Annotated in this window: 17 protein-coding genes; 9 read left to right on the top strand and 8 right to left on the bottom strand. The window is 65.5% G+C overall.

Annotation, left to right across the window (positions count from 1 at the left end):
* Positions 1-304 precede the first annotated feature (304 nt).
* The 3 genes from AC0WRY_RS27425 to AC0WRY_RS27415 all read left to right on the top strand — a co-directional run bounded on the left by AC0WRY_RS27425 (position 305) and on the right by AC0WRY_RS27415 (position 6,983).
* Positions 305-2,695 carry a bifunctional diguanylate cyclase/phosphodiesterase gene (locus AC0WRY_RS27425; RefSeq protein ID WP_246776343.1) on the top strand — a complete coding sequence of 797 codons (2,391 nt, stop codon included), beginning with the start codon at positions 305-307 and terminating at the stop codon, positions 2,693-2,695.
* A 248-nt stretch (positions 2,696-2,943) separates the two neighbouring features.
* Positions 2,944-4,242: an MFS transporter gene (locus AC0WRY_RS27420; protein WP_194403882.1), complete on the top strand. Its 1,299-nt coding sequence runs from the start codon at positions 2,944-2,946 to the stop codon at positions 4,240-4,242.
* 155 nt (positions 4,243-4,397) lie between these two features.
* A complete protein-coding gene (locus tag AC0WRY_RS27415) occupies positions 4,398-6,983 on the top strand; it encodes an EAL domain-containing protein (RefSeq protein ID WP_194403881.1) in 2,586 nt (861 codons plus the stop codon).
* A gap of 194 nt (positions 6,984-7,177) precedes the next feature.
* Here AC0WRY_RS27415 and AC0WRY_RS27410 read toward each other — a convergent pair whose 3' ends face one another.
* Entirely contained in the window at positions 7,178-7,456 is a 279-nt protein-coding gene (locus tag AC0WRY_RS27410; RefSeq protein WP_194403880.1) for a hypothetical protein, read from the bottom strand.
* 241 nt (positions 7,457-7,697) lie between these two features.
* Here AC0WRY_RS27410 and AC0WRY_RS27405 point away from each other — a divergent pair, with 241 nt between their 5' ends.
* On the top strand, positions 7,698-7,934 hold the full coding sequence (locus tag AC0WRY_RS27405; RefSeq protein WP_194403879.1) for a DUF6894 family protein: 237 nt from the start codon (positions 7,698-7,700) through the stop codon (positions 7,932-7,934).
* Between the two features lie 38 nt (positions 7,935-7,972).
* On the opposite strand, the gene AC0WRY_RS27400 is transcribed toward AC0WRY_RS27405, so the two are convergent.
* The 3 genes from AC0WRY_RS27400 to AC0WRY_RS27390 form a co-directional block, all read right to left on the bottom strand.
* Positions 7,973-8,194 (bottom strand): hypothetical protein, encoded by a 222-nt coding sequence (locus AC0WRY_RS27400; protein WP_194403878.1) that lies wholly within the window; start codon positions 8,192-8,194, stop codon positions 7,973-7,975.
* A 49-nt stretch (positions 8,195-8,243) separates the two neighbouring features.
* On the bottom strand, positions 8,244-8,486 hold the full coding sequence (locus AC0WRY_RS27395) for a transcriptional regulator (RefSeq protein WP_194403877.1): 243 nt from the start codon (positions 8,484-8,486) through the stop codon (positions 8,244-8,246).
* 97 nt (positions 8,487-8,583) lie between these two features.
* Positions 8,584-8,793, bottom strand: a complete 210-nt coding sequence (locus AC0WRY_RS27390) for a cold-shock protein (protein ID WP_194408426.1) — start codon at positions 8,791-8,793, stop codon at positions 8,584-8,586.
* A gap of 439 nt (positions 8,794-9,232) precedes the next feature.
* Here AC0WRY_RS27390 and rpsU point away from each other — a divergent pair, with 439 nt between their 5' ends.
* The gene (rpsU, locus tag AC0WRY_RS27385) at positions 9,233-9,508 is read left to right on the top strand and encodes a 30S ribosomal protein S21 (protein WP_194408425.1); all 276 of its coding nucleotides are present in this window, start codon (positions 9,233-9,235) and stop codon (positions 9,506-9,508) included.
* A gap of 88 nt (positions 9,509-9,596) precedes the next feature.
* Here the strand turns inward: rpsU and AC0WRY_RS27380 are convergent, their stop codons facing one another.
* The 3 genes from AC0WRY_RS27380 to AC0WRY_RS27370 form a co-directional block, all read right to left on the bottom strand.
* The gene (locus AC0WRY_RS27380) at positions 9,597-9,875 is read right to left on the bottom strand and encodes a DUF1488 family protein (RefSeq protein WP_259217067.1); all 279 of its coding nucleotides are present in this window, start codon (positions 9,873-9,875) and stop codon (positions 9,597-9,599) included.
* 122 nt (positions 9,876-9,997) lie between these two features.
* Positions 9,998-10,294, bottom strand: a complete 297-nt coding sequence (locus AC0WRY_RS27375) for a hypothetical protein (protein ID WP_194403875.1) — start codon at positions 10,292-10,294, stop codon at positions 9,998-10,000.
* On the bottom strand, positions 10,287-10,553 hold the full coding sequence (locus tag AC0WRY_RS27370) for a hypothetical protein (protein WP_194403874.1): 267 nt from the start codon (positions 10,551-10,553) through the stop codon (positions 10,287-10,289). Before AC0WRY_RS27370 ends, AC0WRY_RS27375 begins: the two co-directional genes overlap by 8 nt.
* A 353-nt stretch (positions 10,554-10,906) precedes the next feature.
* On the opposite strand from AC0WRY_RS27370, the gene AC0WRY_RS27365 reads away from it, so the two are divergent.
* Positions 10,907-11,251 (top strand): hypothetical protein, encoded by a 345-nt coding sequence (locus tag AC0WRY_RS27365; protein ID WP_246776341.1) that lies wholly within the window; start codon positions 10,907-10,909, stop codon positions 11,249-11,251.
* 125 nt (positions 11,252-11,376) lie between these two features.
* Here the strand turns inward: AC0WRY_RS27365 and AC0WRY_RS27360 are convergent, their stop codons facing one another.
* Positions 11,377-12,003 (bottom strand): TetR/AcrR family transcriptional regulator, encoded by a 627-nt coding sequence (locus tag AC0WRY_RS27360; protein WP_194403873.1) that lies wholly within the window; start codon positions 12,001-12,003, stop codon positions 11,377-11,379.
* Between the two features lie 132 nt (positions 12,004-12,135).
* Between AC0WRY_RS27360 and AC0WRY_RS27355 the strand changes: the two genes are divergently transcribed.
* The 3 genes from AC0WRY_RS27355 (at position 12,136) to AC0WRY_RS27345 (ending at position 18,571) form a co-directional block, all read left to right on the top strand.
* Positions 12,136-13,368: a cytochrome P450 gene (locus AC0WRY_RS27355; RefSeq protein WP_194403872.1), complete on the top strand. Its 1,233-nt coding sequence runs from the start codon at positions 12,136-12,138 to the stop codon at positions 13,366-13,368.
* A gap of 144 nt (positions 13,369-13,512) precedes the next feature.
* Positions 13,513-17,139, top strand: a complete 3,627-nt coding sequence (locus AC0WRY_RS27350; protein WP_194403871.1) for an AsmA family protein — start codon at positions 13,513-13,515, stop codon at positions 17,137-17,139.
* Positions 17,140-17,452: 313 nt separating this feature from the next.
* Positions 17,453-18,571, top strand: coding sequence for a DUF2336 domain-containing protein (locus tag AC0WRY_RS27345; protein WP_194403870.1), 1,119 nt, complete (start codon positions 17,453-17,455; stop codon positions 18,569-18,571).
* Positions 18,572-18,579: the final 8 nt, after the last annotated feature.

Here is an 18,579-nt window from a genome sequence, read left to right as displayed (position 1 = left end):
AGAAACCTTCCGCAACATATCCCTGCGAGCCTGAATAGCTCGCTAAGCGGCACGGTATCGAAGGGCCGTAGTACTCCGGGCAAAACCGGCAAGTTGTTTCCACTATGCCCAGTCATTCGCGCACTTCGTTAACTAATCCATGCAGTGCGGAACGATCCGGTTCCGAAATTGTGCAGTTCTTAACCGCGGTCTTGTTCCGATAGCCGGGCCGCAGCCTCAACCAGAGGTTCCGGCTGTCGCGGGATAGGGGACGGCGGCTTTCAAGATGGGCGATCGCGATCAGAACGATCAGGATCGAAGGCGGATGACCGGATGGTGGCGTGCTGCGCCGCTGCTCGGGCTCTATCGCCCTGCGCTCGTCGCGGTCGGCGTCGGCCTTCTGTTCTCGGTCGTGGGTGCGGCCGCCGTGGCGCGGTGGGAAGATCGCGTCAACAGGATCGAGTTCGAGAACGCGGCCGAGACCGAAGCGATCGTCATGCAGAACGGCATGGGCGAGTACATCTCGAGGCTGGTCGCGCTGCGCACGCTGTTCGAATCGACCAACGACGAAGTCACCCGCAGCGAGTTCGAGACCTTCAGCGCCCGCCTGTTCGAGCGCCATCCCGGCATGCTGCGCATTGCCTGGCTGCCGCGCGTCAACCGCAAGGAACGCGTCGAGTACGAGACTGCGGCGATCACGGACGGTGTGTCCGGCTATCGCATCAAGGCGCTTCAAGGCGAGAAATTCGTGACTGCGCCGCAGGGCGACGAGTACTTTCCGGTGTTCTACTCGACCCAGCCGAAGACCTCGTTGGTCTACGGCATGGACTACGCCACCGTTCCGGAGCGCCGCGCGGTTCTGGAGCGCGCGCGCGACAACGACAAGGTCGCGGCCATCCGCACGCGCCTGTTCGAACCGAAGGAGGGGGGCCGGCTGCCCGACGTCCTCGTTGCCGTTCCCGTCTATGCCAAGGGGACGTCGCGCGAGACGGTTGCGGACCGGCGTCGCAATCTCGCCGGCTTCGTGGTCGGCATCTTCGACCTGCCGCTGTTGATTCAGACCATTCGCGTGACCACAGGCGCAAGCCCCGCGGTCAGCATGAACGTCTATCCGCCGTTCACGGCGCAGATCGTCGGCCTGGAGCAGATGCTGCCGGACTATTCGTCGGCGGCCACGGCGCCGCAGTCCATGCGCGACGTCGCGCGGGCGCTGCACTGGTCGGGCAGCCTGAAGATCGGGGATACCGATTGGCAGGTGCGTGCGGTTCCGACCGCCGGCGGTGCGCTGGAGACGACCTATGATCGCGCGGGCGCGGTGCTGATCGTCGGCTTGCTGCTGACGCTGTCGTTGTCGACCTATCTCATGCTCGCGAGCCGCAATTCACGGCGGCTGTCATTGGCCAACCGGCGGGTGCTCGAGCTCGCTCAGACCGACATCCTGACCGGATTGCCGAACCGCGCCTTCTTCCTGACCCGGCTCGACGAGATGAACAGCCAACTGGGCGTGCGCGGCCTGCCGTTCTCGATCCTGATGCTCGACCTCGATCGCTTCAAGAACGTCAACGATTCCCTCGGTCACGGCGCCGGCGATGCGCTGCTGCGCCAGGTGGCACAGCGGCTGAAATCCGCCGTGCGCGCCAACGACGTGCTGGCGCGGCTCGGCGGCGACGAGTTCGCCGTCATCCAGGAAGCCGGCGCGGATCAGCGCGCCTGCTCGACCGAGCTGGCGGCGCGGATCGCCAAGCTCTTGACCGAACCGTTCCTCCTGCCCGGCCACCGCGTCGAGATCGGCACCAGCATCGGCATTGCCATCGCGCCGGATCACGGCAGCGATCAGGAGCAATTGCTGAAGAAGGCGGACCTTGCGCTCTATCGGTCGAAATCGGCGGGCCGCAACTGCTTCACCATCTACGACGAGGCGATGTCGGCCGAGCTGGAGGCCCGCAATACGCTGGAGGGGGACCTGCGCGACGCCATCGCGCGGTGCCAGTTGGAGGTGCATTACCAGCCGTTCATCGACGCCCTCAGCGGCGCGCGGCGCGGCTTCGAGGCGCTGGTGCGCTGGCGGCATCCGACCCGCGGCCTGATCCCGCCGGACCAGTTCATCCAGCTTGCGGAGGAGACCGGGCTGATCGTGCCGCTCGGCGAATTCGTGCTGCGGCGCGCCTGCGCTGATGCGGCCGGCTGGCCTTCCAATCTCGCGGTCGCCGTCAATTTGTCGCCGATCCAGTTCAAGGAAGCCGAGCTGTTCGAGGTGATCTGCGCGGCGCTCGCGGATTCCGGCCTGCCGCCGCACCGACTGGAGATCGAGATCACCGAATCCGTCCTGCTGGAACGCGGCGGCGAGAACCACGCCTTCATGCAGCGGCTCAAGCAGCTCGGCATCGAGCTCGCGCTCGACGATTTCGGGACCGGCTATTCCTCGCTGAGCTACCTGACCGCGTTCCCGTTCGACAAGATCAAGATCGACAAGTCGTTCATCCGCAATCTCACGCAGCAGCCGCGCAGCTCCGCCATCATCTCCTCGATCGTGACGCTGGCGCGCGGGCTCGACATGTCGGTGACGGCCGAGGGCGTCGAGACCCGCGAGGAGTACGAGCGGCTGAAGGCGCTCGGCGTCAATTTCGCGCAAGGCTATCTGTTCGGCCGCCCGCAGCCGATCGAGCGGATCCTGTTCGACGCCCCCGCCAAACCGTCGCGCCGCGACGCCGCCTGAGCGCACCGCCTCTAAGGTCCTTGAACAAGAAGCCGCCATGCCGGGCCTTGTCCCGGGCATCCACGTTCTATGTCTCGTTGACAAGGGCGTGCATGGCCGGGACACGCCCGGCCATGACGATGCGGAAGCATCATGCCCAGGCTCTGGCATCATGCGAGCCCCGCGGCTCGAGCGTACAAGCGAAAAGCGCTTGACCCGGACCGCTCCGGATGGTCGGTAGCACCATCTAGGGGTGAAACAATCACATCATGCGGCTTCCGTTCTTCTACGGCTGGGTCGTGGTCGCCGTGACCTTCGTCACCATGGCCATCGGCGTCAACGCGCGTACCGCCTTCTCATTGTTCTTTCCGCCGATCATCTCCGAATTCGGCTGGGAGCGTGGCGTGACCGCCGGCGCGTTCTCTTTCGGCTTCGTCGTGTCGGGCGTGGTCAGCCCGCTGATCGGCCGCTTGATGGACCGCGCCGGCCCGCGCGCGGTGATGGAACTCGGGGTCGTGCTGATGGGGGGCGGCTTGCTGCTCGCGCCGCTCACCAGCGCGCCCTGGCATCTCTATGTCACCATCGGCGTCATGGTCGGCGCCGGCTCGGTGTGTCTCGGTTATTCCGGCCAGTCGCTGTTCCTGCCGAACTGGTTCATCCGCAAGCGCGGGTTTGCCATCGGCATCGCCTTCGCCGGCGTCGGCATCGGCTCGGTGACGCTGCTGCCATGGGTGCAGCACATGATCGAACAGACCGGCTGGCGCACCGCCTGCACCGCGATGGGCCTGCTCATCCTGGTGGTGCTGGCGCCGGTCAACTTGCTGCTGCACAAGCGCCCGCAGGACATCGGCCTCGAGCCGGACGGCGATGCCGCCCCGGCTGCGGGCGATGCCCAACCGATCTCCAACATCGTCGATCCCGTTTGGGTCAACACCGACTGGACGCTGAAACGCGCCGTTGCGACCGCGCGCTTCTGGTGGATCGCGATCGGCTATTTCTCCGGCCTGTACATCTGGTACGCGGTGCAGGTGCATCAGACAAAATTCCTGCTCGACATCGGCTTCAGTCCCGGTGTCGCGGTGTGGGCGCTCGGTATCGTCAGCGTGCTCGGCATTCCCGGCCAGATCGTGCTGGGCCATGTCTCCGATCGCATCGGACGGGAGTGGGTCTGGGCGATCAGCTGTGCGGGCTTCGTGATCTGCTTCGCCGCGCTGATCGCCTTGAAGTATCAACCCTCGCTCTGGCTTGTTTACGTCATGGTGTTCGCGCAAGGTGCGCTCGGCTACGGCCTCACCTCGATCATGGGCGCGGTGGTGTTCGAGATATTCCAGGGCAAGCACCAGGGCAGCATCTTCGGTACGATCATGCTGGCGGCGCTGGCGGGCGGTGCGGCCGGACCGTGGGTGACCGGCCTGCTCTATGATCGCGCCGGCGACTACACGCTCGCCTTCGGCATCGCGATGATCGTGAGTGGATTGTCGGCGCTGTCGATCTGGCGGGCATCGCCGGGAAAGGTGCGGGCCGTCGCCGGCCGGCTGCACGAACTCCAGGGCCGAACCGCGGAGTGAGTTCCGGGCACACCGCATTACCTGCGCTTCCTTCGCGGAATGTTAAGCATGTCGCGGCTTGGCAAATGCGAGGGAGGATTGCAAAAACGTCTTGGACACCATCGGAGCGTTAGCCTCGGGCCGATTGCCGCTTCTTCCCTATGCCCGGTCCACCGATGTCTGCTTGCGATGGTGTTGTGACAGAAACTTCGGACGTGCTGCTTGCTGCGCTGGAGCGCGCCGACGATGGCGTCGTCATCGTCGACAGCGCGCATCGCATCACGCATTTCAACGCCAGTGCGGAGCGGATCTGGAAGCTCGCGCGCACCGACGCGCTCGGCCGCGATGCCGGAATTCTCACCCTGAAATGCCTTCAGGCCGATCCGGTCGCGGAATTCCGCGACGAGATCAGCCTCGTGCGGAACGATGGCAGCCGGATCCGTGCCGCGATATCGCTGTCGTCGATTGCGCATGACGGCGCGACCCATCGCGTCGTGTTCGCGCGCGACGTCACCGCGGATGCCGAGCGCCGCGTCAGGATCGGACTTCTCCACGCCGTCTCCGATCAGACCAACCGGGCGGTGATCATCACCGATACCGAGCAGAACATCGTCTACGTCAACTCGGCTTTCACGGCGCTGTTCGGCTACGCCAGCGATGAGGCCGAGGGCCGCCGCGCAGGCGAGCTGATCGCCGGCTGTCACACCGACCGCAGGGCGGTCGAGAGGCTCGTCAAGCGACTGATGCATGGCGGTCGCCGCGGCGAAGCCGAAGTGCTCGCCTACGACAAGGATGGCGAGGAGATCTGGGTCTGCGCCCGGATCGATGCTTTCCGCGACAAGAAGGGCCAGGTCAGGCACATCTTCGCGCTGCTCGAGGACATCACCGAGACCAAGCAGTTGCGCTCGCTGCAGCAGCTCATCATGGGCTCGCTCGCGGACGAAGTTCCGATTACCGACATCGCCGACCGGCTATGCCGCCGCGTCGAGGAGATCGCGCCGGACGTCGTCTGTTCGCTGCTCCACGTCGATGCCGCCGGCCTGATCCACCCGCTCGGCGGTCCCTCGCTGCCGGAGGATTATTCACGCGCGCTGGACGGGATTGCGATCGGCCCGAATGTCGGCTCCTGCGGCACTGCCGCCTTCTACGGCAAGCCGGTGCTGGCGACCGACCTCGAGACCGATCACCGCTGGCAACCCTACAAGGCGATGCCGCTTGCGATCGGCCTGCGCGCCTGCTGGTCGACCCCGGTCAAGGCCAAGGACGGCCGAGTCATCGCGACCTTCGCCTTCTACTATCGGGAGCCTCGCGCGCCGAGCAACTGGCACCGGCGCATCGTCGAGGCTTGCGTCAATCTCGGAGCCTTCGCGATCGAGCGCAAGGAGGCACGCGCCGAGATCGCGCGGCTCGCCTATCACGACATCCTCACCGGCCTGCCGAACCGCGCGCAGCTGCGGAATCTGATCACCACCGCGATCGATGCCTGCCCGACCGGCAGCCATATCGCGCTGGCCTTCCTCGACGTCGATCATTTCAAGGACGTCAACGACACGCTTGGTCACGCCGCCGGTGACGAGCTGCTGATCCAGCTGGCCCAGCGTCTGCGCGAGCAGATCGGCCCCGAAGACATGCTGGGACGGCTCGGCGGCGACGAATTCGTCATCCTGCTGCCGCAGCGCAACGCGCAAGACGCCGAGCGCGTCGCGGCCGGGATCACCGAGGCGCTCGCCGCGCCCTTGAGGCTGGGATCGAAGCTGATGCCGATGTCGGCCAGCATCGGCATCAGCCTCTATCCCGACCATGCGACCGACATCGACACGCTGATGCAGCAGGCCGACGCCGCCATGTACATGGCCAAACAGGCCGGGCGCTCGACCCATCGCATCTTCAGCGCCGAGATGAACGCGCTCACCGAGCAACGTCTGGCGCTGATCGCAGCGCTCCGTCGCGCCGTCGCGGAAGGAGCGCTCAGCCTGAGTTACCAGCCGCAGATCCGCAGCTCCGACGGCGCGATCCACGGCGTCGAGGCGCTGTCACGCTGGCATGACGCCGAGCTCGGCAACGTCTCGCCGGCGAAGTTCATTCCGCTCGCCGAGGAGTGCGGCCTGATCGAGCAGATCGGCCTGTGGTCGGTGCGCGAGGCCTGCCGGCAGATGGCGAGCTGGCGCCGCGCCGGTCTCGACATCCCCTGCGTGTCGGTGAACCTGTCGCCGATCAATTTCCGCAACGTCACGTTGGCCGCGCGGCTCAAGGACATCCTCGCCGAATACGATCTGCCGGCGGAAGCCTTGATGCTGGAGATCACCGAAGGCGCGTTCATGCAGGACAGCGTTGCCGCCCTCGAGACGATGAACGCGATCCGCGAGCTCGGCGTCGGCCTCTCGGTGGACGATTTCGGCACCGGCTATTCCAGCCTCAGCCGCCTCGCGCATCTGCCGATCCGCGAACTCAAGATCGACCGCAGTTTCATGCGCGATATCGAGAAGGATGCAGGCGCCCTCGCCATCGCCACCGCCGTGGTGCGCGTCGGCCAGGGCCTCGGCATGACCGTCGTCGCCGAAGGCGTCGAGACCGACGGCCAGCGCAAGACGCTGGCCGAGCTCGGCTGCGACGTCGTGCAGGGTTTCCTCTACGCCCCCGCGCTTCCCCCCGTCGCCTTCGAGCGCTGGCTGATCGAGCATTGCGCCGAGCAGGCGAAGACGATGCTGGCGCGGCTCGGGGTTGGACCGGCTGGCATGGCCGGGGTGAAGCGGTCGGCATAATTGCCGAACCGGCGATCTTCCTCGGCCAATAGGAACGTATCGGAACGCCGGCGGTTTGATCTATGATACCTGCGGAGGGGCGCCACGCCGTATCCAGTTTGGAGGATGCATGGGCCCGACGAAGAGACCGGAAGACGCCATTCCCTTGGTTCGATCGGCAGGTTTTCGACCGTCGCAACCGCTGCTCGGAGCCATCACGGCATGGATGGCGTTTCAGGAAGAAAACGCCCAGTCTGTCCCAGGCAATAGCTCGCTTGGTGGAGCTGGGGCTTACGCACGCCGACCAGGATCGACAGAAGCTGCGCGCCCGCGAAATGGCCGGCGATACGATTGATCGCATAGGCGACGCGACGACGACAGCGGACGATCGGGCAATCCGCAAGCAGGATCTGCTCGATGGACCCAAGGAGTTCGGACGCGTGCGAATTGATCGTGCCAAACGCGGCAAGCCGATCCAGGAATGAGGCGACCACCTGGAAGCCCCCATACCGGAGGACTTCGGGCCGCCGGAGAGATAGAGGACGTAAGATGAAACGGCATTCCCAATCGCGTGCAGAGGATGAGGCGAACAGCCACTTCAAGCAGGCCGCGGCAAAGCCGGCGACCGACTACGAGAAAGCGGAACAGGCTTTCAAGGATAACCGGGAACGATTGAAGGCTGAACGGTTGGCGAGGGAAGCCGACCGACCAAGCCCGTCCGACAGGACGCGTTAGATGTCGCTCTTCTACTTCGACATCTGGGATGGTGAAGCGCTCGTCGTTGACGAAGAAGGCCTGGATCTGGCCGGCCAACGCGCCGCGGAGGTCGAGGCCGCGATGTCTCTGGCCGACATCGCCAGACAGCTTGAGCCACTCGCCAGCAGCGACGGTTTGGCCGTCAATGTTCGGGATGCGAGCGGACCGGTGTTGAGAGCGATATTCGTTTGCGAAAAAGTTCAGTCGATCAATTGAGATCGCGGCGAGCCGGCCATACAGCCCGAGCGCTTTGGCTAAAGCATCGAAAGCACGACGATCCCGTCTTCGAGCTCTCCTGAAGCAAGCCGTGCCCGAGCAATACGCTCGAACTCGGTTCGATTCCTCTGCAAATAGCTGAAGGCCTGCTTCTGCGTGTTGAACGTCGTGGCGAGCTGGCACATCTGCCGAGTTGCACCGGACGCGAGAAAGAAGGTGATGGTTCCGTGGTCAGATTTGATTCTAGGCACGATCTGCACTCTCCGGCATGGGATCGGCCCCCTCAATTCGGCGGCGTCTTGAAGACGATTACCGCGTCGGCTTCTTCGAACGCTTCTTGAGCGCCGGTGGGGGCAAAGCGAGCCGAACAGCTTCGTCAGCCGCCTCCTTGGCCTCGCGCGCAGCTCGGAGCCGCGCCATGTTCTTGCGAACGTCGATGGCCTGCCTTTCGGCGTCAGCCATGGCCCGCACGCCCTCTTCAGCGGCCAAACGCCGCCGATCGGATCGCGCAACGCTTTCGGCTGATGGTTCTGCCGTCTTCTTTGTGCCCATCGTTCACCCGGCTCCGTAAACGACTAAACCCGCTCAATCCTGGGATTGAGCGGGTAGGGCGGCCGTTTCAGTACATCCGTGAAACGGCGCCACGATATCAAGCCAGCGAGAGGTTCTCGGCGCTGACTTTGCCTCGCATCTTGTCGGTCTTGGCCTCGAAGTTGACCTTTTGGCCTTCTGCGAGACCGGCAAGGCCAGCTCTCTCGACTGCGCTGATGTGAACGAACACATCATTGCTGCCGTCGCTTGGCTGAATGAAACCGAAGCCCTTTTGGCCGTTGAACCACTTGACAGTACCTGTTGCCATTTTCTTCTCCAAAGCGCGCAAGCGCATTCCGCGCAACAATCGCGCGTTATCTTCAACTTCGTCGATGTCTCTGGAAAAGGAGCCCGCGGGCGCATTCAACAAGGCACAGCGGCTAATCGAACCAGGCCAATATATATGGTTTTCACGATTTTGCAAGGAGTGGGGCCGATTTGTTTTCCTGCGAGGCATGTCGTCGGCTCCGATCGCGGCGCTTTGCGTCCGTCGACCTCGCAAGCAGGGACCTTAGCGATTGACAGCGCTGTACGACAGTGGTCACGTTCACGCCACGAAGCTGCATCGCTGTGACAAGCAGATCAGCTCATCCGAGGCCGCGACGAGTGTCGCCGCTACCGTCCTCCAAAATCGCAATGAGACTCCTGCGCAATGGGCTGCCCTGCAGGACGTGTCGCATATGCAGCCCCCCAGCAGGGAGAACCAATTGCAAGTACTCGTCAGAGACAACAATGTTGACCAAGCGCTCCGTGTGCTCAAAAAGAAGATGCAGCGCGAGGGCGTCTTCCGCGAAATGAAGCAGCGGCGTTCCTATGAAAAGCCGTCGGAGAAAAAGACTCGCGAGAAATCCGAAGCCATTCGTCGCGCCCGCAAGCTTGCCCGCAAGCAGGCGATCAGAGAGGGATTGCTGCCCGCGCCGCCGAAAAAGAAACCCTTTGAACGCAAGCCGCCCTTGCCGGCGATCAAGGCAAAGGCCGAGTAGAGACGACCTCGGGTTGGCTGCGATCATGGGACCGCGACGACATCGGTCCTTCCGCCGCACATCCGCCGTTGCGCCGTTGCGCCGTCCCCTATGTCCTGAAATCGATGCCACGCAGCACGATGCCCGGCGGGGTGCCTTCGAACTCCGTCGCGCGATATTTGCTCGCCGCGCGTGCTTCGATGCGATCCCGCAGGCGGGTGAACTGAGCCTCTCGCTGCTCGGGCCTGACCTGCGGCCCACGCTCGAGATCATCCATCGCGGAGGTCGAGATGGCGCAGGGAACCTCCCTGGTGCCGTCATGCATCGAGAACCGGACGACCATCCGGTCGTATTCGTGGCTGATGAAGCGGCCGCTCGTCAACGTCATGGTTTGCTCCGTTGCGTGATCGCCAGGCACGATCGCGCCCCTCAAATCACCGCGAGTGACCGGCCGCCTGCGTTCCCGCCGCGCATGGCGCGCGTTGGGAATGCAGGCGGCGGTCGTTCGCCTCAGCTCTCCCCCGACAGCCGGGCGAAATCATCGAGCAGCGCCGTCACCAGCGCGCGGTGGCGCGTGTCCTCGGTGGGCAGGCTCGCGGCGTAGAGGTTGAGCAAATGGCGCGCCTTCACCGCGGCCTCCGACCAGGACGCGGCGGGCACCGTCATCATGCGGTGCTCGAGATCGGCCTCGCGCTCGCGCAGCTCTCTGGTGTTGGCTTCGACCTCCGCCAGCGCGCGGCGCAGGTCGGTGGCCTTCTGTGCGGCCATGCCGCGGTGCTTGTCGAGATCCACGGTATGATCAGTCATTGGCGATGCTCGCGTCTGCGGCTTGCGCGTTCGCAAGATCGATCGAGCCGATCGGCAGCATCTCCATGATGCCGCCCGCGCCTTCGGCGGGCACGGTGATCATCGTGGCGACGCGGCGATAGGCGGCAAAGGTCAGGCCCTCGATCGCCTCCTCGTCAGTGACGACCTCATAGGCGCCGGCCGGCAAGACGCGGTCGATGCCGCGCATGCGGAACGGATGCCTGAACGTAACGGTTTCTCGCCGCGAGCGGATGGTCATGCACGCCTGCCTTTCGCAAGTGAAGCCCCAACCGGTGCCGGCTGCCCGCGAGCATGCGCTCCTGGCGCGGCAATAGCCAGCACTATCGTCACCGCGCCGAGAACGACAGTGTCACGGCGCGATAGACGCCCGCGAGGCATTTAGCGCTCGCTATCGCGTCAGTGCGGGCGTAAGGTCGCGGCCATCACCGCACGTCTCAACGGCTTCGACCGGTGACTGAGGGTCACGTGTGCTCCCGCCGAAGGCTTCGCAGGAGCGTTCGATGTCGCGTGTTCAGATCTCGGAATGGATCGTGCCGCCGGTGATCGTTCCGTTGTTTCTTCTGCTTCTGGTGTGCGCCGCGGCCCTTCTAAATGGCTAGGCCGACCCGCGTGCCGTATCTGGTCAGCGGGACCAACGAATACGGTAGTTCCAATCTCGGCCGCGGCAATGCGACGGTTGCGCTACGCCTTGCCCGAAAGCTGCTGCGCGAAGGCTACATGGACGTCAGGGTCTGCACCCCGCGCGGACGGGTGCTTCAGCCGGATGAATTCGACGAACTTGAACCTACAGAGGAGAGTGGCATGGCAAAGGGTCAGCAACGCAACAATCGCGAAGCCAAGAAGCCGAAGAAGGAAAAGTCCAAGGTCATCGCCGCGGCTCCGAGCCGCAAGGAAGCCGCCTGGCAGCCGGATTTCGGACCTGCAAAGAAGAAATAGGAACGAGCTGGCGCGGAATCGGGATCCGGCCGCGCGCTGCTAACGACAAGGCTCGTGCTCGCAGCGACTGGAAGGCCGCACTCACCGCCCGGTCCGCCGCATGCAGGACAACGCCGGCTCGCGCCTTACGACGCTTCGCCCTGGCTCGACGCCAACCCCGTCCTGCGCCTGAGATCGGTGATCGCACGCAGAAAACTGTCGGCCGGCGTCGTCTCGGGATCGATCAGCCGGTGCAGGCGAAAGCCGTCTTCCAGCGCCAGCACCACCGACGCCATCCAGGGCGGGTTCAGATTGGTGTTGCGTCCGTTGCTTCTCAACGTGGCCTCGACGATGTCGGCGATCAGCTTGCGCCGCGCGCGCAGACGTTTGGCAAGTTCTGGCCGGCGCTTCTCGGCGCGCGCGACGAACAGGATCATCTCGATGTGCAGCAGCGGCGAACGGCCGAGCGGATCCTGCTTGCTGCGGTCCATCGTCTTCAACGCGTCGATGAAATCGTCGAGATTGTCGTGCTCGGCGAGGATGTCCATGTTGCGCCGGATCGACTGCTCGACATGGTTCTCGAGCATGGCGATGATCAGCTCGTCCTTGCTTTTGAAGTTCGAATAGAACGCGCCGCGGGTGAAGCCTGCCGCCGCCGCGATCGCCTCGATGCTGGCGCCGCCGATGCCGTCCTCCTCGAACACGCGCGCGGCCGCTTCGAACAATTTGTCGCGCGTATCGTCCCTGGTCGGCCTGGTTCTCACCCTTGACATCGGACGAGGGTAGGGCAGAATGCAACTCGATACAACAATGTATCGAGTTTATAATTTCGAGGGATGGTTACGCCGGGCAGTGCGGCTGCGCTCGGCGTATTCGTGTCATGCGGCAACCGATTTGAGGTCACCATGAACGAGCACGTGCAAGGCGCCGGCGGCGCGCCGCTGTTCAACCCGCTCTCGCCGGATTTCATCCGCGATCCCTATCCGCATTACGACCGGCTGCGCAGGATCGATCCGGTCCATGTGACGCCGTTCGGCCAGTTCGTTACCAGCCGCCATGCCGACGTCAGCCTGGTGATGCGCGACAAGCGCTTCGGCAAGGACTTCGTCGAGCGCTCCAAGCGCCGCTACAGCGACAAGATCATGGACGAGCCGGTGTTCCGCAGCATGAGCCACTGGATGCTGCAGGCCGATCCGCCCGATCACACCCGCCTGCGCGGCCTCGTCGTGAAGGCCTTCACCGCGCGCCGCGTCGAGGACATGCGGCCCCGCATCCAGCAGGTCGTCGACCAGGCGATCGATGCCGTGATCGACCGCGGCCACATGGACCTGATCGAGGATTTCGCCTTCCGCCTGCCCGTCACCATCATCTGCGACATGCTCGGCATCCCCGAGGACCATCGCGAGGTCTTCTACAAGAACTCGGGCGACGGCGGGCGGCTGCTCGACCCCGTGCCCCTCACGCCCGAGGAGATCCAGAAGGGCAACGCGGGCAACCTGATGGCGCAGATGTATTTCCAGCAGCTGTTCGAGCTGCGCCGCAAGAATCCCGGAGACGACCTCACCACCCAGCTGGTGCAGGCCGAGGAAGACGGCAACAAGCTTACCAATGAGGAGCTGACCGCCAACATCATCCTGTTGTTCGGCGCCGGCCACGAGACCACGGTCAATTTGATCGGCAACGGCCTGCTCGCGCTTCACCGCAATCCGGACCAGCTCGCGCTGCTCAAGGCGCGGCCCGAGCTGATGGAGGGCGCGATCGAGGAGTTTCTGCGCTACGATTCCTCGGTGCAGATGACCGGCCGCGTCGCGCTGGAGGATATCGAGGATCTCGGCGGCAAGCGGATCCCCAGGGGGGAGACCGTGCTGTGCCTGCTCGGCTCGGCCAACCGCGATCCGGCGGTCTACCCTGACAGGCCGGACCGGCTCGATGTCACCCGGGCGAACGTGAAGCCGCTGTCGTTCGGCGGCGGCATCCATTTCTGCCTGGGGGCCCAATTGGCGCGCATCGAGGCCGAGATCGCCATCGCGACGCTGCTGCGGCGGCTGCCGGACTTGCGTATCGACGACGTCGAAAACCCGGAATGGCGGCCGACCTTCGTGCTGCGCGGCCTCAAGCGGCTGCCGGCGAGCTGGTGAGGCACCCCCGGGCATTAACCTCCGCGCGCAACAGTCGCTGTGACTTCGCCACACTTCCCCCTATATAAGGGGCTGTTCCGGCACGCCTGAAGTCCGCTAAGGCCAGGGTTTGGTCCGGTTGCCGGTTTGGCCGAGGGGAGACCCGTGCAGACGACGCTGCTCGGATTGGCGATTGCCTTCATCATTGCGCTGCTGGCCGCGCTGATCGGGCCTTACTACGTCGACTGGAACCAGTTCAGGCCCCAGTTCGAGGCGGAGGCTGGCAAGATCATCGGCGTGCCGGTGCGGGTCGCGGGGGAGCTTGACGCGCGGCTGTTGCCGGCGCCGACGCTGCGGCTGCGCCAGGTCACCTTCGGCGGCAACAACGATCTCGGCCGGCTGCGTGCCGACAAGCTCGACGTCGAGTTCAGCCTCAGCTCCCTGATGCGGGGGGAATGGCGCGCCACCGAGCTTTCGGTGGGCGGCATGGCGGTCGATCTCGGCCTCGATGCGCGGGGGCGGGTCGATCTGCCCTCCACCGCGAGCGGCACCTTCAATCTGGCCTCGCTGGCCATCGAGCGGCTCAATCTCACCGGCCGCATCGCCCTGCACGATGCCGCCAGCCGCTCGACGCTGGAGCTGAACGACATCGCCTTCTCCGGCGACGTTCGCTCGCTGGCGGGCTCGGTGCGCGGCGACGGCCGCTTCACCGCCAACGGGGTGCGCTATCCGTTCCGCGTCTCGTCCGGTCCGAGCCCCGACGGCAGTGCCACCCGTCTCCACCTCAACATCGATCCCGGCGAGCGCGCCATCCTCGCCGATCTCGAAGGCGTGCTCGCCTTCGACAATCGCTTGCCGAAATTCGAGGGCGCGCTGACGCTGGCCGTGCCCGCTGCGAAGAAGGCCGGCGAGGCGGGGCCGACGCCGTGGAAGCTCACGACCAAGCTGAAGGCGGAGCCGGCCGGTGCCAAGTTCGAGCAGATCGATGCGAACTTCGGCCCGGAAGACAGCGCGCTGAAGCTCGGCGGCGTCGGCGACCTCAAATTCGGCGCCTCGCCGCTGCTGCGCGCGGTGCTGTCGGCGCGGCAGGTCGATGCCGACAAGCTCGCAGCCAAGAATACGGACAAGGACGATGCCGAGCCGCTGCGCATCCTGCCGGCGCTGCGCGCAGGCCTCGCCGCGATTCCGCAGGCGCCGATCCCGACCCAGATCGAGTTCAACTCCGACCAGATCATGCTCGGCGGCCGTCCGCTGCAGAACATCACGGCCGAGCTCCAGACCGACGGACGGTCCTGGACCTTCCAGCGGCTCGAGCTGCGCGCGCCCGGCATGACGCAGCTCTCGCTCAATGGCGCGACACCAGGCGCCGACAGTTTCAGCGGCCGTCTTTCCGTCGAATCCTCCGATCCCGATACGCTGGTGGCCTGGCTGCAGGGCCGCAGCGAGATCAACCGCCGCAGCACGCGGCCGCTGCGCCTTGCCGGCGACGTCACCGTCGCCGCCAATCATCTCGCCGTCGACAAGCTCAAGGCCGACATCGAAGGCGGCACCGTCGAAGGCCGCATCGCCTTCGTGCAGTCAGGCGCGAGCAAGGGCTCGCGGGTCGACGCCGACCTCAAGGCCGACCGTCTCGACCTCGACGCCGCCGCAAGCTTCGTGCGCGCGCTCGCGGGACCGCAAGGCGAGTGGCCGGAAGAAGCAAAACTTTCGCTCGACATCGGCCGCGCGATCTCCGCCGGCCAGGAGCTGCGGCCGTTCGCGGCCAAGCTTGCCTACGGCCCCGCATCGCTGTCGCTGGAGCAGCTGCGTTTCGGTCAGGCCGGCGGCGTCACCACCGAGGCGAGCGGCAGCTTCGACCGTGCCAAGGCCACCGGCAAGCTCGCGCTGAAATCCTCAGCCAATTCGCTGCGCGAGCTCACCGCGCTGATCGAGCCGTTCGCGCCTTCGGTCCGTGCGCGCTTCGATGCTCTTCCGCCGCTGGCCGGCGCGACGCGCCTCAAGCTCGATCTCAGCCTCGACAAGAATGCCGAGCATGCCGATCGCAGCAATGCCCGCGCCGTGCTCGATCTCGACGCGCCGCAGCTCAAGGCGACCGCGACGCTGGCCGCGCAGATGCCGGCAGCCGCCATCGGCGGCATCGATCTCAACCGCCTGCAGAGCAGCGACTTCACGCTGGACTCGAAGGTGTCGACGCCGCAGGCCGGCGCGCTGCTGGCGCTGCTTGGGCTCGATCGCGTGGTGGCCGCAGGCGAGGGCGCCTCGCAGTTCGAGGGCAAGCTGACCGGTGCCTGGCGGCGGCCGTTGCAAGTGAGTGCAAAGCTCAGCGGCGGCGGGCTGGATGCCGACGCGCAAGGCAGCGTCGAATTGTCGGAGCCGAAGGGCAGCGTGAACTTACGTGTGCGCAACGTCAATCTGGCGCCGCTGCTCGGCGTCAGCCGGACCGACAAATCGGCGCAGAACGTCAGCCTGTCCTCGCGCGTCGGGCTTTCAGGCAATCGCCTGACCTTCGACGATCTCGACGGCAATGCGGCCGGCTCGCATCTGCGCGGCCATCTGGCGGTGATGCTGGATTCCGACAAGAGTGTCGACGGCGAAGTCGGTCTCGATACGCTCGATCTGGCGCCGGCGCTCGCGATGGCGATCGGCGCAGCCGGGCACGATGCGAGCGAACCCCTGGGTGCAGGGCTCATCACCGGCTGGCGCGGCCGGATCGCCTTCCAGGCGTTGCGCGGCACGTTGCCCGGCGGCATCGAGCTGCGCCCGTTCGGCGGCACGATCCGCAGCGACGGCCAGTCGCTCGCGCTCGATGCGCTGAAGGGCGGCGTTGGCGGCGGCGAGATGTCGGCGAGCTTTGACGCGCGCAACGGTGCCAATGGCCTTGCTCTGAACGCGCGCATCGAGCTCGGCAATGTCGATGCGGCGGCGCTGCGCTACCGCGATCTGGCGCTGCCGAAGGGGCGCGCCTCGGTGCAGATGGCGTTGACCAGCCAGGGCCGCAGCGTCGCGGCGCTCACCGGCGCGCTCGCCGGCAACGGCACGGTGACGCTGGACTCCGCGGAAATCAGCGGCCTCAATCCGCGCGCCTTCGAGATCGCGATCCGCGCCAGCGACGGCGGCCAGGTCTCAGACGACAACCGCTTGCGGCAGCTGGTCGAGCCCGCGCTTGCCGCCGCGCCGATCGCGGTGGCCTCCGCGCAGATTCCGTTCACGATCCGCGATGGCCGCTTGCGGGTCGGCGCGACGCCGCTGGAAGCCAAGAACGCCCGCGCCATCGTTTCCGGCGGCTACGACATTCCCGCCGACCAGGCCGACATCCGCGCCAGCCTGACGCCGATCATGACCGGCCTCTCCGGCGCTCCGCCGGAGATTCAGCTGTTCGCGGCGGGGCCTCCCGACAAGCTCAATCGCACGATCGATCTCGCGCCGTTGTCGTCCTGGCTTGCAGTGCGCACGATCGACCGCGAGACGCGCCGGCTGGATGCCATCGAGCGTGGCGAGCCACCGCCGGCGACGGCGGCGCTGCCGACGCTGGTGTCTCCTGATCCGGCCCCTGAGCAGGCGCCCGCCAATGTGCCGCTGCCGGGCCAGGATCCGCGCCGCGCGCCGTTGAAGCCAAAGGCCGCGCCGACGCCGAAGGCCCCACAGGCCGCTCCCGCTGCGCCGAGCCCGCCGCTCGCCAGCCAGCAGCTCGCGCCGCTGCCGCCGGCCATCGACGTCAGGCCTGCCCCGGGTCCGCCGCCCGCAAAGCCGAGGCCGAAGCCGCCGCTGGTGCTGACGCCGCAAAATCCATGAGGTTCCCCTCATCCCCGGGCTTGTCCCGGGCATCCACGTTCTTCGCGTCGCACGCAAGGCGTCGATGGCCGGGACAAGCCCGGCCATTACGCCGGGAAGGCTTTGGTGCTGCTAGCTTCTCGGCACCCGGCAAGCCTGTCGAAGCGGTAAACCCATTCCCTCACATTTGAATGAATTTTGCCCGGCAAAACTGATTTGCCGATTTTACCGAATTCTCGCGTTTCAACTCTAACGTCGCTTCAGAGGAATTCGGCGTCGCGTCGTTGAGACGCAACGGTTCGCAAAAGAACGGCCAAGAACTGGGGTGATCGAGATGAACGGGGCGAAATCGCTTCTGCAGGATCTGGACGACGCGATCGCGCGCGGCACCGACGAGAGCCGGGCGAAGGCGTTGTGGCATGCGACCGACATACTGATCACGGGCCGCTACAGCGACGACGAGATCAGCACGTTTGGCGACGTGATCGGCCGGCTCGCCGAGGAGATCGAGGTCGCCGCGCGGGCGCAGCTGTCGGAGCTGATGTCGGCTTGCGATCACGCTCCCTTCAACGTCATCGAGAAGCTCGCGCTCGACGACGAGATCGAGGTTGCCGGTCCCGTGCTGCGCGACTCCAACCGCATCGACGAGAAGATGCTGATCGAGAGCGCCCTGACCAAAAGCCAGTCGCATCTGCTGGCGATCGCGCAGCGCAAGTCGATCGGCGAGGCTGTGACCGACGTGCTCGTCAAGCGCGGCAACCAGGAGGTCGTGACGTCGGTTGCGAAGAACGAGGGCGCGCGCTTCTCCGGCTCGGGCCTCCTGCACATGGTCCGCCGCGCCGAGGGCGATTCGATCCTTGCCGAGCAGCTCGGCCTGCGCAAGGACGTGCCGCGCCACGTCTTCCAGCAGCTGATCTCGAAGGCCTCCGAAGACGTCCGCCGCCGCCTCGAGACCGAGCGACCCGAGATGATGGCGCAGATCCAGAGCTCGGTGACCGAGGTCACCGGCGATCTCCAGTCCAAATTCGGTCCGTCCTCGCGCAGCTATTTCGTCGCCAAGCGCGTGGTGACGACGCAGTACCGCCAGGGCAACCTCAATCAGGACTCGATCTCGAATTATGCACGCCAGCACCGCTTCGACGAGGTGCAGATCGGCCTGTCGCTGCTCTCCTCGCTCCCGGTCGACGTGATCGAGCGCGCGCTGATGGACCGCAACCGCGAGATGATCCTGGTCCTGTGCAAGGCGCTCGACTTCTCCTGGGATACCACGATGTCGCTGCTGTTCCTCGGCGCCAAGGATCACCTGATCACGGCGCGCGAGCTGCAGGACAACGAGCGCGAATACGGTCGCCTCAAGATCGAGACTTCGCGCAGCATCTTGAAGTTCTACCAGTCGCGCAAGACCGGCACCGGTAACGACACGGGCCGTCAGCCCGAGCTCCAAGTTCACTGACAGGTACA

This window comes from Bradyrhizobium sp. T-12 (assembly GCF_058314695.1).
This window is presented reverse-complemented; position numbering and strand designations above follow the sequence as displayed.

Coding starts and splice junctions, on each gene's coding strand:
- AC0WRY_RS27425 (WP_246776343.1), top strand. CDS start 305: ATGACCGGATGGTGGCGTGCTGCGCCGCTGCTCGGGCTCTATCGCCCT.
- AC0WRY_RS27420 (WP_194403882.1), top strand. CDS start 2,944: ATGCGGCTTCCGTTCTTCTACGGCTGGGTCGTGGTCGCCGTGACCTTC.
- AC0WRY_RS27415 (WP_194403881.1), top strand. CDS start 4,398: ATGTCTGCTTGCGATGGTGTTGTGACAGAAACTTCGGACGTGCTGCTT.
- AC0WRY_RS27405 (WP_194403879.1), top strand. CDS start 7,698: ATGTCGCTCTTCTACTTCGACATCTGGGATGGTGAAGCGCTCGTCGTT.
- AC0WRY_RS27395 (WP_194403877.1), bottom strand. CDS start 8,486: ATGGGCACAAAGAAGACGGCAGAACCATCAGCCGAAAGCGTTGCGCGA.
- AC0WRY_RS27390 (WP_194408426.1), bottom strand. CDS start 8,793: ATGGCAACAGGTACTGTCAAGTGGTTCAACGGCCAAAAGGGCTTCGGT.
- AC0WRY_RS27380 (WP_259217067.1), bottom strand. CDS start 9,875: ATGACGTTGACGAGCGGCCGCTTCATCAGCCACGAATACGACCGGATG.
- AC0WRY_RS27375 (WP_194403875.1), bottom strand. CDS start 10,294: ATGACTGATCATACCGTGGATCTCGACAAGCACCGCGGCATGGCCGCA.
- AC0WRY_RS27370 (WP_194403874.1), bottom strand. CDS start 10,553: ATGACCATCCGCTCGCGGCGAGAAACCGTTACGTTCAGGCATCCGTTC.
- AC0WRY_RS27365 (WP_246776341.1), top strand. CDS start 10,907: ATGGCTAGGCCGACCCGCGTGCCGTATCTGGTCAGCGGGACCAACGAA.
- AC0WRY_RS27360 (WP_194403873.1), bottom strand. CDS start 12,003: ATGTCAAGGGTGAGAACCAGGCCGACCAGGGACGATACGCGCGACAAA.
- AC0WRY_RS27355 (WP_194403872.1), top strand. CDS start 12,136: ATGAACGAGCACGTGCAAGGCGCCGGCGGCGCGCCGCTGTTCAACCCG.
- AC0WRY_RS27345 (WP_194403870.1), top strand. CDS start 17,453: ATGAACGGGGCGAAATCGCTTCTGCAGGATCTGGACGACGCGATCGCG.